This is a genomic window from Streptomyces sp. WM4235, assembly GCF_001279725.1.
In the GTDB taxonomy this organism is placed as follows: Bacteria; Actinomycetota; Actinomycetes; order Streptomycetales; family Streptomycetaceae; genus Streptomyces.
Genome location: NZ_LGDE01000008.1, coordinates 1 through 15129, shown reverse-complemented (window position 1 = coordinate 15129; position 15129 = coordinate 1). Strand labels below are relative to the sequence as shown.

The 15129-nt window shown below is 68.9% G+C and carries 14 protein-coding genes, 1 tRNA gene and 2 pseudogenes; 5 read left to right on the top strand and 12 right to left on the bottom strand.

Features of this window, described 5'->3' with window-relative positions:
• Both ADK55_RS02195 and ADK55_RS02190 read left to right on the top strand, forming a co-directional pair.
• Positions 1 to 513: sugar transferase (locus ADK55_RS02195; protein ID WP_420713587.1), on the top strand; the 513-nt coding region annotated here is incomplete at its 5' end.
• Between the two features lie 110 nt (positions 514 to 623).
• Positions 624 to 2846 (top strand): annotated as a pseudogene (locus ADK55_RS02190) (heterodisulfide reductase-related iron-sulfur binding cluster); the annotation flags it as partial.
• A 520-nt stretch (positions 2847 to 3366) separates the two neighbouring features.
• Here the strand turns inward: ADK55_RS02190 and ADK55_RS02185 are convergent.
• Positions 3367 to 4158 carry a hypothetical protein gene (locus ADK55_RS02185; protein ID WP_053675428.1) on the bottom strand — a complete coding sequence of 264 codons (792 nt, stop codon included), beginning with the start codon at positions 4156 to 4158 and terminating at the stop codon, positions 3367 to 3369.
• A gap of 282 nt (positions 4159 to 4440) precedes the next feature.
• Here ADK55_RS02185 and ADK55_RS02180 point away from each other — a divergent pair, with 282 nt between their 5' ends.
• Entirely contained in the window at positions 4441 to 5352 is a 912-nt protein-coding gene (locus tag ADK55_RS02180; protein WP_053675426.1) for a Yip1 family protein, read from the top strand.
• Between the two features lie 134 nt (positions 5353 to 5486).
• Here the strand turns inward: ADK55_RS02180 and ADK55_RS02175 are convergent, their stop codons facing one another.
• From ADK55_RS02175 to dcd, 3 genes are all read right to left on the bottom strand, one after another.
• Positions 5487 to 6092: a hypothetical protein gene (locus tag ADK55_RS02175; RefSeq protein WP_053675424.1), complete on the bottom strand. Its 606-nt coding sequence runs from the start codon at positions 6090 to 6092 to the stop codon at positions 5487 to 5489.
• Between the two features lie 195 nt (positions 6093 to 6287).
• Entirely contained in the window at positions 6288 to 6785 is a 498-nt protein-coding gene (locus ADK55_RS02170) for a phosphoribosyltransferase (protein ID WP_053675422.1), read from the bottom strand.
• Positions 6782 to 7369 carry a dCTP deaminase gene (gene dcd, locus ADK55_RS02165; RefSeq protein WP_053675430.1) on the bottom strand — a complete coding sequence of 196 codons (588 nt, stop codon included), beginning with the start codon at positions 7367 to 7369 and terminating at the stop codon, positions 6782 to 6784. Before dcd ends, ADK55_RS02170 begins: the two co-directional genes overlap by 4 nt.
• Positions 7370 to 7940: 571 nt before the next feature.
• Here dcd and ADK55_RS02160 point away from each other — a divergent pair.
• A tRNA-Gly gene (locus tag ADK55_RS02160) sits at positions 7941 to 8011 on the top strand.
• Positions 8012 to 8303: 292 nt separating this feature from the next.
• Here the strand turns inward: ADK55_RS02160 and ADK55_RS02155 are convergent.
• The 8 genes from ADK55_RS02155 to ADK55_RS02120 all read right to left on the bottom strand — a co-directional run bounded on the left by ADK55_RS02155 (position 8304) and on the right by ADK55_RS02120 (position 14494).
• Positions 8304 to 9419, bottom strand: coding sequence for a hypothetical protein (locus ADK55_RS02155; RefSeq protein ID WP_053675420.1), 1116 nt, complete (start codon positions 9417 to 9419; stop codon positions 8304 to 8306).
• Positions 9416 to 9724 carry a helix-turn-helix domain-containing protein gene (locus tag ADK55_RS02150; protein WP_053675418.1) on the bottom strand — a complete coding sequence of 103 codons (309 nt, stop codon included), beginning with the start codon at positions 9722 to 9724 and terminating at the stop codon, positions 9416 to 9418. The genes ADK55_RS02155 and ADK55_RS02150 overlap by 4 nt, the downstream gene beginning before the upstream one ends.
• Positions 9721 to 10467, bottom strand: a complete 747-nt coding sequence (locus tag ADK55_RS02145) for a hypothetical protein (RefSeq protein WP_053675416.1) — start codon at positions 10465 to 10467, stop codon at positions 9721 to 9723. Before ADK55_RS02145 ends, ADK55_RS02150 begins: the two co-directional genes overlap by 4 nt.
• Positions 10458 to 10706, bottom strand: a complete 249-nt coding sequence (locus tag ADK55_RS02140) for a hypothetical protein (protein ID WP_053675414.1) — start codon at positions 10704 to 10706, stop codon at positions 10458 to 10460. Before ADK55_RS02140 ends, ADK55_RS02145 begins: the two co-directional genes overlap by 10 nt.
• Positions 10707 to 10750: 44 nt before the next feature.
• A complete protein-coding gene (locus tag ADK55_RS02135) occupies positions 10751 to 11392 on the bottom strand; it encodes a hypothetical protein (protein ID WP_234349852.1) in 642 nt (213 codons plus the stop codon).
• 161 nt (positions 11393 to 11553) lie between these two features.
• Positions 11554 to 12390, bottom strand: a complete 837-nt coding sequence (locus tag ADK55_RS02130; RefSeq protein ID WP_053675410.1) for a Crp/Fnr family transcriptional regulator — start codon at positions 12388 to 12390, stop codon at positions 11554 to 11556.
• Between the two features lie 1120 nt (positions 12391 to 13510).
• Positions 13511 to 13951, bottom strand: coding sequence for a hypothetical protein (locus ADK55_RS02125; RefSeq protein ID WP_159041251.1), 441 nt, complete (start codon positions 13949 to 13951; stop codon positions 13511 to 13513).
• A 111-nt stretch (positions 13952 to 14062) separates the two neighbouring features.
• Positions 14063 to 14494 (bottom strand): NUDIX hydrolase, encoded by a 432-nt coding sequence (locus ADK55_RS02120; RefSeq protein WP_053675406.1) that lies wholly within the window; start codon positions 14492 to 14494, stop codon positions 14063 to 14065.
• A 152-nt stretch (positions 14495 to 14646) separates the two neighbouring features.
• Between ADK55_RS02120 and ADK55_RS39445 the strand changes: the two are divergent.
• A pseudogene (locus tag ADK55_RS39445) lies at positions 14647 to 14899 on the top strand (tetratricopeptide repeat protein); the annotation flags it as partial.
• Between the last annotated feature and the right edge of the window lie 230 nt (positions 14900 to 15129).

The following is a 15129-nucleotide window of genomic DNA, read 5'->3' as shown; positions in this document are numbered from 1 at the left end:
CCCCCCCTGCCCCCCCTCCCCCGCCCCGACCTGTCCGCCAAGCGGGTGGTCGACCTCGTCGGCGCGGCGATCCTGCTCGGGGTGTTCGCCCTGCCGCTGCTCGCCGCCGCGGGGCTGCTGTACGCGGGCCGGCGCGGGGTCCTCGTACGGGAACCCGCGCTCGGGCGGGGCGGGCGGGAGTTCCGGACCTGGCGACTGCGGACGCGGGACACCGGCCGGCCGGGCGCGATGGTGGAGCGGTGCGGCCTGGACGCGCTGCCGCAGCTGCTGAACGTGCTGCGGGGCGAGATGTCGCTGGTCGGACCGCGCCCCGAGGCGGGCACCGACCGGCCCGAACGACTCTTCGTACGCCCCGGAATGACCGGATTGTGGCAAGTCAGCGAGCGCTCCGACCTCCCCTGGGAGGAGATGGCCCTCTTGGACCGGCACTATGTGGAGAGCCATTGGCTGGGGATGGATCTCGCGATCCTCGCGCAGACGCCTCGGGCCGCCTGTCTACAGAGGCATGCCTGAGCGACACAGATCACCGCTCGCTCACCTACATTGCGGCGCGGGAACTGGGTAACCTCAAGCCTTGACTCAATAAGTTACCGCTTAGTAAGTCCCGCCCGAGGAGCCCTCCCATGCAACTCGCCGCGATCATCGTGTCGCTGGTCCTGACCGTGGTCGGCGTCGCGCTGCTCGCCCGAGCCGTGGCGCAGATCTACCGGTTCGTGAAACTCGGCCAACCCGTGCCGGCGGGCAGCCGCACGGACAACCCGAAAGCGCGAACGATCACCCTGGTCAGGGAGTTCCTCGGCCACAGCCGCATGAACCGCTGGGGCATCGTCGGATTCGCCCACTGGTTCGTCGCCATCGGCTTCCTGACGCTGCCTCCGACCCTGGCGCAGGCCTACGGCCAGCTCTTCCAGGCCGACTGGACGCTGCCGATCATCGGCGGCTTCCTGCCGTTCGAGCTGTACATCGAATTCATCGGCGTGATGACGATCCTCGGCATCCTCGTGCTGATGGGCATCCGCCTGGTCAACCTTCCCTCGCGGGCCGGTCGCAAGTCGCGCTTCACGGGCTCGAAGGCCTGGCAGGCGTACTTCGTCGAGTACATCATCCTCACCATCGGCCTCGCGATCCTGACGCTGCGCGGCCTCGAAGGTGCGATCCACCACGTCGACCACTACGAGCCGGCGTACTTCCTGTCGTACCCGCTGGTGCTGGCCTTCAAGGGCCTCTCGGTCGACACGCTCCAGACGCTCATCTACTTCACCGCGATGATCAAGATCGGCACCTCGCTGATCTGGATGATCGTCGTCTCGCTCAACACCAACATGGGTGTGGCCTGGCACCGCTTCCTCGGCTTCCCGAACATCTGGTTCAAGCGGAACGCCGACGGCGCGGTCGCGCTCGGCGAGCTGAAGCCGATGACGAGCGGCGGCAAGGAGATCGACTTCGAGGACCCGGGCGAGGACGACGTCTTCGGCGTCTCCCAGGTCGAGCAGTTCTCCTGGAAGGGCATCCTCGACTTCTCCACGTGCACCGAGTGCGGTCGCTGCCAGTCGCAGTGCCCCGCCTGGAACACCGGCAAGCCGCTGTCCCCGAAGCTCCTGATCATGTCGCTGCGCGACCACGCGCACGCCAAGGCCCCCTACCTGCTCGCCGGTGGCGGCAAGGACATGGAGGGCAACGAGAAGGCGACGGCGGAGCAGCTCAAGGACGTTCCGGCGGCCGCCCTCGCGGAGGCCGAGCGCCCCCTGATCGGCACGGCCGAGGAGAACGGCGTCATCGACCCGGACGTGCTGTGGTCCTGCACCACGTGCGGCGCGTGCGTCGAGCAGTGCCCGGTCGACATCGAGCACATCGACCACATCGTCGACATGCGGCGCTACCAGGTGATGATCGAGAGCGCGTTCCCGTCGGAGGCGGGCACGATGCTCAAGAACCTGGAGAAGAAGGGCAACCCCTGGGGCCTCGCGAAGAAGCAGCGCGTCGAGTGGACCAAGGAGGTGGACTTCGAGGTCCCGATCATCGGCAAGGACGCGGAGGACCTCTCCGAGTACGACTACCTCTACTGGGTCGGCTGCGCCGGCGCCCTGGAGGACCGGGCGAAGAAGACCACGAAGGCCTTCGCGGAGCTGCTGAACATGGCGGGCGTCAAGTTCGCGATCATGGGCGGCGACGAGAAGTGCACCGGTGACTCCCCGCGCCGCCTGGGCAACGAGCCGCTGTTCCAGCAGCTCGCCCAGGAGAACGTGGCCATGCTCAACATGGCCTTCGGCGAGGACGACGAGGACGAGTCCACCAAGAAGCCGAAGTCGGCGAAGCGGATCGTCTCCACCTGCCCGCACTGCTTCAACACCATCGCGAACGAGTACCCGCAGCTGGGCGGCGAGTACGAGGTCATCCACCACACGCAGCTGCTCCAGCACCTGCTCGACGAGGGCCGACTGACGCCGGTCACGCCGGTGGACGGCCTCATCACCTACCACGACCCCTGCTACCTGGGTCGGCACAACAAGGTCTACACGCCGCCGCGCGAGATCATGTCGGCCGTTCCGGGGCTGCGCCAGCAGGAGATGCACCGCCACAAGGAGCGGGGCTTCTGCTGTGGCGCCGGTGGCGCGCGGATGTGGATGGAGGAGCGGATCGGCAAGCGCATCAACAACGAGCGTGTCGACGAGGCCCTGTCCCTGAACCCGGACATCGTGTCGACGGCGTGCCCGTTCTGCCTGGTGATGCTGACCGACTCGGTCAACGGCAAGAAGAACGACGGCCAGGCGAAGGAATCCGTCCAGGTCGTCGACGTGGCGCAGCTGCTGCTGGAATCGGTGAAGGCACCGGGCCCGACGGCGGAGGAACTCGCGGCGGAGGCGCTCGCCGTGGAAGAGGCGGAAGCGGCGGCGAAGGCGGCTGCGAAGGCCGAGGCCGCCGCGAAGGCGGAAGCCAAGGCGAAGGCGGAGGCGGAAGCCAAGGCGAAGGCCGAGGCCGAAGCCAAGGCCGCCGAGGAAGCGGAGGCGGCGGAAGCAGCCGTCGAGGCCGAGGCTGAGGCTGAGCCGGAGCAGGCCGAGGCGAAGCCGGAGGCGTCCGCGCCTGAGGCCGAGGCGAAGCCGGAGCAGGCCGAGGCCGAGACGAAGCCCGAGGCGCCGGTGGCGTCCGAGCCCGAGGTCGAGGTCGAGGCCGAGGCCGCGGCGAAGGGCGAGACGGACGCCGACACGAAGGCCGACGCGAAGCCCGCCGAGAAGGGCGACGCCGAGCCCGCGGCGGAAGAGGCGAAGCCCGAGGCTGCCAAGTAGGCGTAGGTACACCCACAGGAACGGCCGGCCCCCACTCGGGGGACCGGCCGTTCCGTCGTTTCCCGGCGGCGCCCGTGGCGGTCTACTTGCCGGTCGCGACCGTGTACCGCTCGATCAGCCTGCCGCTGTCGAAGTCGTACACCCAGCTGTTGCCACCGTTCTTGCCGTCGATGACGACGAACTTCACGTGCCGGCCGTCCCGGCCGTCCCGAACGAGCTTGTACATCCAGCCGTCGTTCAGCGCGTTCGGGTCCTTCAGGTCGATCGTGCCCAGCCGGTACCCGTTCGCCGTGGACAGGTCCACGCGCTCGCCGTGCGCGCCGTACACCGCCTCCGCGACGTTCCCGTCCGGCATGACGATCCGCGCGGCGCTCTCCTGCACGACCTCGGGCTTCGGCTTGGGCTTGGGCTGCGGCTTGGGCTGCGGCTTCGGCTTCGGCGCGTCCTCGATCCACGAGCTCACGGTGCCGTTCGGGTAGAGGGTGATGTGCAGGCCGTTGTACTGCCCGTACGCGGGCCGTCCGTCCCTGCCGGCCAGCGTGCCCAGCTTGGTGGAGCCGGCGAAGACATCCGCCTCGACGTGGCCGACGCCGATCTCGTAGATCTTGGCCGCCGACCCGTCCGCCAGCCTGGCGGTGGTGACGTACCCGCGGGCCGGCTTCGTGGACGGCGCGGTGGGCGGGGTGATCGGCCGGTCCACGGCGGGCTGTTCCACACCGGGCAGCACCCGCGGTCGCGGGGCCGCCGGCGAGTCCGCGAAGGCGGCCCCCACCGGGAGCGCCAGGACGGCGGTCGCGCCGGCGAGGACGGCGGTGGTACGGAAGGCGGTACGGCGGCCGGCGGGTCGGGGGCCGGCGGGTCGGGGGCTGCGCATGGGGGGCTCTTTCCGTGCTCGTTCCACGTCCGTGAGGCGTGGTGCGTGGTGCGTGGTGCGTGGCGACGACCCTCACGAAGCTACGGGTCCCATATCTCCGCATTCAGTAGAGAACGTAACGAACCTCCGCAGACTGCCCCTCAGCCACGTAAACCCCACCGACCCCAGGGGTGGGGAGAACCCCCCGGGGTTCCCCTAGGGGATGTCACAGGTCAGCCGCAAAGGCCCCCTGTTCCGGCCGCCCGACCACCATCACCCGCCGGAGCAGGTACTTTCGATCACGTGGCTGGATTCAGGATCGGACGCGGCCGGGACAACAACCGCACCCCGCAACAACCCCCGCAACCCCCGCGGCAGCAGCCGTACGGTCAGCGGCAATCGCCGCAGGCACCGTACGGCCGACAGCCCTACCCGCCTGCCGGCGGGCCGCCACCGCAGCAGCAGTGGCCTCAGCAGGGCGCCCACGGGGACCACGGCGAGCCCGAGTACTTCGACCCGTACGGACAACAGCAGCAGCCGCACCACGGGCAGCAGCAACCTCCGCACGAGCCCTCGTACGCGAACAACCCGGGCTTCACCCAGGCCTTCTCCATCGGCGAGGACCCGTACAACCAGGGCGCGACGTACCACGCGGGCGCGGCGGCCCCGGCCGGTCCGCGGCTGCCCTGGAAGGAGCTCCTGCGCGGCATCGTGATGCGGCCGGGACCGACGTTCCTCCAGATGCGCGACTACCCCGTATGGGGTCCGGCGCTGATCGTGACCTTCATCTACGGTCTCCTCGCGGTCTTCGGCCTCGACGACACCCGCGAGGACGTCATCAAGGCCACCCTGGCCAACGCCGTCCCGGTCGTCCTCAGCGCCGCCGTGGCGTTCGTGCTCTGCGGCATGATCCTGGGCGCGGTCACGCACACGTTGGCCCGCCAACTGGGCGGCGACGGCGCGTGGCAGCCGACGGTCGGCCTGTCGATGCTGGTCATGTCCGTCACCGACGCCCCGCGCCTGCTGTTCGCGATCTTCCTCGGCGGCGACAACATCGTCGTCCAGGTCCTGGGCTGGGTCACGTGGCTGGCCGCCGGCGCGCTGTTCACCTCGCTGGTGAGCAAGTCGCACGACTTGCCGTGGCCGAAGGCGCTGGGCGCCTCCGCGATCCAGCTGATCGCCCTGCTGTCCATCATCAAGCTGGGCACGATCTGACAGCCGTACCCGGTACGAGCGAGCGAAGGGGCCCGGCGCGCACACCGCACGCCGGGCCCCTTCGTACGCGGTCGGCGCCCGCGGTCACGTAAGCGGCTTCGTACGCGGTCGGCGCTCGTGGAGGGCGCTCGCGGTCAGTGGGCGCTCTCCCCGTAGAAGCCGAAGGCCCGCGCGAACCCGGCCCTTACGGCGCCGCGCCGGGTGAGGACGGCACGGTCGACCGCGCCGAAGAGCGCCGCGAGCGTGATGTCGGTCCCGAGGGCCCGGCCCGAGACGCTGATCGTCAACCGCCTCCCCTTGCCCATGCCGGACTGCCGGACGCGGACGGTGGCGCCGGGGTCCTCGGAGTCCCGCTCCCTGGTCAGCTCGTACTCCTTGCGGCCGACCGCGGTCAGCCGGTACGAGTCCCCCATGCACCTCAGGCGCAGCGAGCGGCCCCGGTGCGTCAGCGCCCACCGGTTCCTCGTCATGTACACCGTGGCGTCGGCGACGGTCAGTCGCGCGCCGTTCAGGCTCGGCCGGGTCATGACCTGCGTGTGGAGCCCGCTCGCCGAGAACCGCGCGGAGGGGATGCGGCCGCCGCGCACCTCGCTCGTGAGGGTGTCGGCGAAGGCGGCCTTCGGGTGGAGCACCGTGATCTCGCCGAACTCCGTCGAGGTGCCGTGCCAGCCCGTGCGGCGCTCGTACCCCTCGCCCTCCTTCCACGCCCGCAGCGTGAAGGGGGCGGTGGTGGTGTGCATGACTCTCCCAGGGACTGTCGGACGGGGAGGGCGGGGAGGACGGGGAGGAACGGGAAGGACGGACCTCGGGACGACACGGCGACACGGCGACGGGGCGACGGGGCGACATCACGCCGGGGCCACACGACGACGGGGCCGGGCGCTGTCCGCCCGACCCCGCGATCACACCTGCGCGCCGCCTCACGACGCCAGGTGTCAGGCGTCGAGGACCTGGCCCTCGCGCTTGACCACGGGCGGCTCGACCGACCACGGGAAGTTGATCCACTCGTCGGTCTTCTTCCACACGTACTCGCACTTCACGAGCGAGTGCGACTTCTCGTAGATGACCGCGGAGCGCACCTCGGCGACATGGCCGAGGCAGAAGTCGTGGACGAGCTTGAGCGTCTTCCCGGTGTCGGCCACGTCATCGGCGATGAGGACCTTCTTGTTCGTGAAGTCGATCGCCTCGGGCACCGGTGCCAGCATGACCGGCATCTCCAGGGTGGTCCCCACGCCCGTGTAGAACTCCACGTTGACGAGGTGGATGTTCTTGCAGTCGAGCGCGTAGGCCAGACCGCCGGCCACGAACACGCCGCCGCGGGCGATGCTCAGGATGATGTCCGGCTCGTAGCCGTCGTCGGCGATGGTCTGCGCCAGCTCGCGCACGGCGCGACCGAAACCCTCGTAGTTCAGGTTCTCGCGTACGTCGCTCATGCCTCGTGCCTCACCTGGGTGCGGTGGAAGTTCTGGAAGGAGCGCGAGGCGGTCGGGCCGCGCTGCCCCTGGTAACGGGATCCGTACCGCTCGCTCCCGTACGGGAACTCCGCGGGGGAGCTGAGCCGGAACAGGCACAGCTGCCCGATCTTCATGCCCGGCCACAGCTTGATCGGCAGCGTCGCGAGGTTCGACAGCTCCAGCGTCACGTGCCCGGAGAACCCGGGGTCGATGAACCCGGCCGTCGAATGCGTCACCAGACCGAGGCGCCCCAGACTGGACTTCCCCTCCAGCCGGGAGGCGATGTCGTCGGGCAGCGAGATGACCTCGTACGTGGAGGCGAGCACGAACTCGCCCGGGTGGAGGATGAACGCCTCGTCCCCGTCCGGCTCGACCATCCGAGTCAGATCCGACTGCTCGGTGGCGGGGTCGATGTGCGCGTACCGGTGGTTCTCGAAGACCCGGAAGAACCGGTCGAGACGTACATCGATGCTGGAGGGCTGCACCATCGACTCGTCGAACGGGTCGATGCGAACCCGTCCGCTGTCGATCTCGGCCCGGATGTCTTTGTCAGAGAGAAGCACGCCCCGAGGATACGCAGTGCGCACGGGCCACCCCCAATCGAGAGCGGCCCCCCGCGCGCCTGCCGACGCCCCGCGACCCCGCGAGGTCGCCGACCCCGCGACCTCCGCGACCTCCGCGACCTCCGCGACCTCCGCGACCTCCGCGACCTCCGCGACCTCCGCGACCTCCGCGACCTCCGCGACTAACGCTTTGCGCCGCCGACGGGCACGGCATGCCTCAGCCGCGCACACCGCGGGCACCGCAGCAGCCGCCCAGGTCCGATCCGTCCGGCACCGAGGTGCTGCAGCGGAAACGAAGCGGTGCTGAATACATGCCCTTCGGCACAACGGACGACGGTGTGCTCCATCGAGTCCCTTTCCCCAACCAGCCGTACTGCGACGAATCGCCACATTAAGGGATGACCGGGACCCGCTCCAGCCGCCGCTCCGAACCCGTACGGTACGCCCCAACTCCCCCTCGTACGCGCCTTGCTGTACCCCACACGCAACGACGACCCCGCGGCAGATTCACCGGGGGTCGATCATGAGGTAGAGTGTGCAACGATACGGCTCCGGACAAATGGACCCCCGTGCGGATGTAGTTTAATGGTAGAACATGAGCTTCCCAAGCTTATAGCGCGGGTTCGATTCCCGTCATCCGCTCTTTAAAGAAGGCCCAGGTCAACGACCTGGGCCTTCTTTGTTGTCTATACCTGTTCAGGAGTCCCGCACCACTTGCGCACCGCTTGGTCCTTGCTGGGCCTGCTTAGCGGCTTTCTGTCCCTCAGCCAGCGCCCTCGCGCTCAACACGCTGCCGACTTCCTTTGACGCTCGCACACCGAGTGCAAGTGACTAGGTGCGGGATTCCCGGTGGACCGATCGCCGCGACCGGGTACGCCCGGTTCAGGCACTGGGCCACAGTGGAGCGAGAGATGGGGAGCCACCAGCCTCGCGGTCAGATCAGTGCGCGGGCCCGACGCTCCCAGTCCGCGATCCGGGTCATCACACCGCTGACTTGCTTGACCGCGGCCGTGAGGTCCCGGCCCGGCACCCGCAGCTCCCGACTCATCTTCACCAGCCACCGCATACCCACCTCGACCTCGCCGAGCGCCCCGACCACCTCGTGGGTGGACTCGGCGGTACTGATCATCTGCTCCAGGAAGCCGGTCGGCGAACCGACGCGTTGCTCGGGTGGCATCGCCTCGATGACATCGAACGCCGTTTGGACCGCCGCGTCCATCTCCACCATCTGCCCGGCGAAACGGGTGCACGATTCCCGGAGACCGGAGGCCGGCTGGGCCATCGCCTTGGCCAACTCGGTCATCGCCGGTAGCCACGCGCTCATCGGTGCCCCGGGCTGGGAGGCCCGCTCCATCACGGGACCGATCTGCACGGCAGACTCGGCGATCACCGCCATGAACCCGGCGATCGCCTCCGTGGTCTCGCTGATCGCCTCCGCCTGTGCCTCCACCCGGGCGAACCGGTCGATCAGTCCGGGGGCGTCCGGATCGTCCGGCTCCGCCTCGGCCACAGTTGCTGCCGGCGGCGCCGCTGGCAGCCCGAAGAGGATCCGGGCCGGCGTCAATGGCTCGAACCGGTTCTCCAGGGCACCCTTCAGTGCATTTTCCAGGTCCCGCTTCGCCCTGACCAGCCCGTTTCGGCTGCGCTTGAACATGATCGTCCGGATCAGCGAGAGGTCGAACGGCAGCTGCCCGTTCTCGCCGATGTGGATGATGGGCTTGCCGGTCAGGTGCCGGATCCCGAGCTCGTAGGTCACATTGGCATTTCCCCCGGTAAGGTCGGCGATCACGATGTCGTCCTGCAGCACGTGGCGGCAGATCTGCTCTGTGATCTCACCCGTGTCGGCGATCCCATCCGCCCTGATTGGTACGATGCCGTGCCTGGCGCAGGCGGGCAGGATCACCTTCTCGTAGATCTCGAGGTTCTCCTCGAATGCCAGGAGTTCCGGACTCCCGTCTGGAGCATGCTCGTTGCCGATGGGCGCGATGACGAAGCAAGTCGTCATCGGCACCTCCTCGGGCTTCGGGTCAGCGACGGCCACGACGCTCATGAGTAGTCCTCCGTGTCGAACTCTGTTACACGATCGCGCTGTTCCGCGAGCTCGGTGCCAGCTCGCAGATCAGCCGGATAGACAGGGCGTTCCTCGATCCCGAGCGCCCGAAGGAGGTCTGCGGTGGGGATCCGGTACTGCCACCCGAGACGTAGGACCGGGCAGGGGAAACCGCTCTGGCGAATGAGCTTGTACGCAGTAGCGGGGCAGAGCCCGAGCGCACGGGCGGCGGTGCGCAGGTCGACGACCAGCGGCAGGTCGAACGCCTCGCCGAACGACAGCCAGGTACTGGAGCGTGGCGTCATCGCCGTCCTCCTGCCGGACGTAGCGACAGGGTGCCGATTCGGCTGCCCTCGCTGGGGCGCCGCGCCCGGTGCACGATCTCCCCAAGGCCCAAGTGGCCTGCCAGTGCTCCCAGCCGGAAGCTCTCCAGCCGATCCGGTGCGACGCTGAACCGCACTGTCGCCGACAGGCCGTCAGGTCGGGCAGGCGGTGACACGCGCAGCTCCCATCCATCGAGCCAGTCGCTGACCGGCGACTCCGAAGGGGCCTCCACAGAGAGGTGTGCGGTGGCCAGCGCCGCGATATCAGCCACCGGTCGCTCCCGGGTGCGGGCCCGGGCGAACGCCCAGACCCGGTTGATGGCGGGGCGCAGCAGTGCCCGACCCGCCTCCTGCGTCTGCGGGTCCACGTCTTCGAGTGCTGTCAACAGCGCAAGAAGGGACTCGGATTCGAGCTCTCGTCGGTCGATCGACCACCGGATCGCAATCCGATAGAGGGTGCGCCGCATCGCGGGCAGGGCAAGCCATAGCGCCAGCAGCCGGTCAGATCCGCCCGCACCGGTGTCACCCTGCGCCGCGTCGACGGCCCCGCGCCAGATCTCCTCGCGGAGCCACGGGTCCGCCGACCTGCCGTACAGCGCCCGGCGGGCCGCCAGGGCGGAGAGCCTGGCCGGGCCGTCGGCCGCGGCGACGGGAAAGGGCAGTTCGGCGAGCCGGAACCGGTGCTCCAGCACGTCGAACACCCGGTTGTAGGGAATCAGTCCCATGGTGAACCTCCCGAATCCTCGGTGTCGTCACGCAGGCCGTCCACGATGCGCGAGCAGGTCCGGACGATCCGGTACAACTCCTCGCGCAGCGTCTCGTAGGGGACCGGCGAGAAGCCGGCCGTTCGCCACCGCGCGCTCGCGGCGGATGAGTGGTGGCAGGCCGCGGCGTAGTAGTGCACGTCGCCGGTCCGGCCCTGGACGGAGATGCCCCGGGCGCCCTGCTGTCGGTTGGCTCCCACCGCGTTCCCGCAGGATGTGCAACCTCCGGAGGGTGGGTCGTCACTCATCGGCCGGCCCCGCCGGGCACCACCCCGTGGACGATGGACCCGTGGATCACACCTTGGATGGCGGTGCCGTGAACGTCGTGCTGCACGAAGCTCGGCTGTTCCGACTCCGTCGCTCGCGCCAGGGGCTGCGGCCCTTCCTCCGGCGCACCCAGCCAGGGCTCCCGCACGTCCTGCGGGTCCACACCGGGCAACCGGACCCAGCCGTACCCGGCAAACTCCTTCTGCTGCACGTGGATGCGGCGGTACTGCACCGGATCGAGGCCCTGGGACCGCGAGCGCACCACGTCCTGGTAGAGCCGGTCGGAGATCACCACGACTAGGCTGGCCGACCCGGCAGCCGCCAGGGCCCGCTTCACCTCGGGTGCATTCAGGTAGCGGGCCACAGCGATCGGTGCGGGGCCGGAGAACCCCAGGGCGGCGGTGGAAGCCACGCCGGTGTCGATGGCCAGCCGAAGCCGCATCCGACCGGCGGGGCGACGGGTGGCGTTGTAGCAACCGAGCTCGGCCGTCAGGTGGGTAACGAACTCGCCCAGCACCAGCTGCTCGGAAACGCCTAGCGGGAGGACCGCGAACTCCATGTCGCCCTGCGGCTGGGTGGACCACTTGCCGTGGTCCAGCCCGCTACGTTCGGCTGCCACCCTTAACACCCGGGCTAGTTGCGCCTGCGCCGTCCGCTGGCCCGGGGTATCGAAGCGGCTGTACTGCTCGATGTCTGCCGCCAGGCAGAGGCGCCGGTTGTCGTCAGGCCGGGGTTGGTCCCAGGCCCGGACAGTCGGATGCGACGTCATGTGACGATCACCTACTCGATGAGTGGGGTAGTTGGCTGTGCTGGACGCCAACTGTGCGTCCTATGGACCGGAGATTCGGAGCAAGCCGCAAAAATGCGGGTTGGTGGGCCCTGTCGGTGACCGATCGACGGGAGGAGACCGATCGCGCGTAGTCGGTCCAGCTTGATCACCTCCGTTTGTCGCCTGCTGGTCCGGACGATCCCCGCGGCACGGAAGCCTGTCAGCGTCTGCTGCACCGCCCTCTTCTTCGATCCGATGAGCTCAGCCAGCTCTGCCTGCGTGAGGTCGACGCAGATGAGGGTGTGCGAGCCGAGGGTCTTGCCGTAGGCCTCAGCGAGTTCGACGAGGATGCGGGCCAGCCGTACGCGGACCGTGAAGTCGCCGAAGGCAATGCGCCAGGAGTTCGCCCTTCGCAGTCGGCGGTTGCTGAGCCGCACGATCTGCATGGCGGCCTCGGGACACTTCTCAAGGAAGCTCCGCATTGCGCGACCGTGAACAACGTGCGCCTCGACGTCGTCGTAGGCCGTCACGGTGGCCGACCTGGGCACGTCGTCGATCACGGCCATCTCTCCGACCACGTCTCCGCCGACCCGGATGGCGATCAGGGCTTCATGCCCGTTGGCAAGCTTTCCGGTGACCTTCACGTAGCCGGTCGTAAGGAGTACCAAGTAGTCGCCCGGTGTCCCTTCCACCAGGATCCTCTCGCCAGGCGGATACTGCTGCGGGGAACCGATGCTCAGCAGTTTCTCTCGGGTCGGCCCCGACAGGCTGCCGAGAAAGCGGGCGGGAGGCCACGCGCCAATGTCATACGTGTGGCGCTGTGCTGTCCCCTGGATCGCGCGCTCCATACCCCACCTCTTGGTCGAATCCGAGTGCCTGCCCGATCAGGGAATCAGGCTCGGAATCGAGCGAAAAGAGCGTGCGAGGAGCATCCGGTGTGGTGCGTGCGCAGGGTGCGGCGCATCGGCGCTGTCAGAGCCGTCGGAACGACCTTGGCTTTCGGGCGCACAGCTTTGCAGCAGCTTCGTGGACTTCTTGACACCACCCGGGTCGACACGGGCATCACCACCGACCCGTTGCAGGTCGTGGTCGCGGACAACGATCCCCCTACCCCTACCCCTGCAAGGGGCGCCGTCCAGGTAACCCCCTGACGGGAAGCTGGTCGGCAGCGTGTGGCGAGTTGGCCATCACGCACTTCGGAAGCAATCTGAGTAGCCATCCAGCTGTCGAGAACTGCAGTGGCAGGCAGTTGGACCGATTAGGTCTTGCGTTGGTGCGCCATCGTGGAGGGCGTGCCCCGCCCGTGCCCTGAGGGACGGTCAACAGCGGTCACATGCGGGCTGAGAAGGGCTCCCCAGAGGAGCCCGGCAGCGCCCATTTTTGCAGGTCAGGTGTGGTAGTGACGCGCTCTGCGCAGTAGATTCCCAAGCTTATAGCGCGGGTTCGATTCCCGTCATCCGCTCTTTAAAGAAGGCCCAGGTCAACGACCTGGGCCTTCTTCGTTGTCTATAACCCCTCAGTCTTTACCGTGCCCTCCGCGTGCCCCAACAACCCGGACTACCTCGACCCAATTCCCCTGCTGCACCGCACAAGCGGGCCGTCGCGGCGAAATCGTGAGACGCGGTTCGCCTGAACTGCGCGACAGGGCGGCGAGAGTGCATGAATTCGCCATCCGAAAGTCGGGCATCGACCCACCGCACAGCAAGGGGTAGCTGCCGATGCCAAAGCACGGGCACGGGCACGGCCTCAACGAGGCCGGTCCCTTCTGGCGAGGCGTCCCAGCAGCCGGTTTCGAGTGGGCGCAGGCGCGGGGCGGCACGGGTGCGGAACTCCTGGCGCTCCGCCGGCTCGCTGCACTGGTAGTCACCATGACCCAGCGCTCCCTTGAACCGCACGCACACGTGACCAACGCCGCCGGGGCAACGCGTTTCAGCGTTTCCCCGGTGGCATGTCCACATGGTCGTTCGACTAGCCGCCGAAGTCTGTCGCCGCCAGGGTGAGGAGGCTCTCGCCGGGAGCAAGGGTGACCGCGTCGGCCTCCGCCGCACTGCGCCCCACCAGGGACCAGTCCGACTTCTCGTAGCTGAGGGGATGCGAGCCGTCGGGGTCCGGGTGCCAGCCCAGACGCTCCAGCTCCGCCGCGATCTTCGGCAGGGCCCGCTCCGCTTCGGGGGTGGCGAGAACCGCGACCCAGCCGGCGGAACTCGGATTCGGGATCCCGTTCGGCACGCCGGTGGTCTTGCCCTTCGCCGGGTCGAGGCCGGCCTTGCGGATCGCCGCCTGCAGCTCGCGGTCCACGGTGCTCCGATCGACGTCCTGCGCCTGAGACGCGGAGCCGTCGGCCGTGCAGCCGGCCAACGGAGCGACTGCAAGCCGGATCGCGCAGGCCAGGGCCCTCGTGGCAGTCACGGACATCCTGGACGTCATCGACGGTCTCATGCGTGCGCGCAAGGAAAGCCCCCACCCCGGTTGGTCAGAAGGGGAGTCTCACACACCCCTCGCCGGGCCCCTGCACCCGTCCTAAACCAAAGCCCCGAGCATGCCGGCACCGAAGACGCCCCGCAGAACGTGGGCGATCTCCTCGGGCTTGAGGTCGATGCTGTCGAGCCCCTCCACGGTCAGCGGGATCTCTTCCAGCGCGTATTCGCCGCGGCCCTCGGCGCTGAACTCGGGGCCGGTACGGTCTTCGAAGGACCACGTCGCGATGCGGGCGACGTAGAAGAGCTGACGCTCCTTGTCGGACTCCATGGTGTGCAGGAGGCGGCCGATGTCGGCCTTCCCCGCGATCTCCTCGTGGATCTCACGGTGCAGCGCGGCCTCCCGGGACTCGTCGCCCTCCTCCACCCCGCCGCCGGGCAGCACCCAGTACACGGGGAGTCCGGGCTTGGTGCGGCGGATGACCAGCATCGTGTCGTCCGCGGTGACGAGGACGGCTCGGACTCGTTCGATCATTTCGCTCTGTCTCCTTGCTTGTTGATGGTCTCAGTGCAGCAGCCGGCCGCCATCGACGTGGACGATTGCCCGGTGACAAGCGAGGCGGACGGCCCGACAGGGAACGCCACCAGGGCTGACACGTCTTCGGGGCGTCCGCGTCGGGGGACGCAGGCGACTCGGCCTCCGAACTCGGCGGCGGCCACGCTCGCCACCTGGCCGTCCGCCACCTCACCACCCAGGACGTCGCCCCGCTGGCTGGAAGGCCGCTTCACGGAGACTGCCGGCCGCGACCTGTCCGCCGCCACCTCCCAGCTCGCCCACCTCGCCGGCTGGATGGCCCAGGACGAAGGCGACACCCCCGAACTCCGCCGCCTCGCCCAGCGCTACTACGCCCACTCCTTCCGCCTGGCCGCCGAAGCCGGCGCCCCCTCGGCTCCACGGCGCGGGTGGTCCGCGTCGCGGGTTGTGGATCCCGCGAATTCGGCTCCGCAAAGCGGAGGCAGTGCCCCCCAGCCGGGGGCCGAGGTGGCGCCACGAGGCTCCCTCTCGGTTTCGCTCGCGATCTCGGCCTTGCCGCGGGGGCCGAAGGGGGGCCACGCGTGGGTGTCACGACGTTTCTGGCCGGGGTTGGGGACGGGGGCACGGTTACGGAG

Excerpts from the sequence above, each read along its gene's own strand:
- ADK55_RS02150 (WP_053675418.1), bottom strand. The coding sequence starts at position 9,724 with ATGACGCCACGCTCCAGTACCTGGCTGTCGTTCGGCGAGGCGTTCGAC.
- ADK55_RS02185 (WP_053675428.1), bottom strand. The coding sequence starts at position 4,158 with ATGCGCAGCCCCCGACCCGCCGGCCCCCGACCCGCCGGCCGCCGTACC.
- ADK55_RS02145 (WP_053675416.1), bottom strand. The coding sequence starts at position 10,467 with ATGGGACTGATTCCCTACAACCGGGTGTTCGACGTGCTGGAGCACCGG.
- ADK55_RS02120 (WP_053675406.1), bottom strand. The coding sequence starts at position 14,494 with ATGATCGAACGAGTCCGAGCCGTCCTCGTCACCGCGGACGACACGATG.
- ADK55_RS02155 (WP_053675420.1), bottom strand. The coding sequence starts at position 9,419 with ATGAGCGTCGTGGCCGTCGCTGACCCGAAGCCCGAGGAGGTGCCGATG.
- ADK55_RS02170 (WP_053675422.1), bottom strand. The coding sequence starts at position 6,785 with ATGAGCGACGTACGCGAGAACCTGAACTACGAGGGTTTCGGTCGCGCC.
- ADK55_RS02130 (WP_053675410.1), bottom strand. The coding sequence starts at position 12,390 with ATGGAGCGCGCGATCCAGGGGACAGCACAGCGCCACACGTATGACATT.
- ADK55_RS02175 (WP_053675424.1), bottom strand. The coding sequence starts at position 6,092 with ATGCACACCACCACCGCCCCCTTCACGCTGCGGGCGTGGAAGGAGGGC.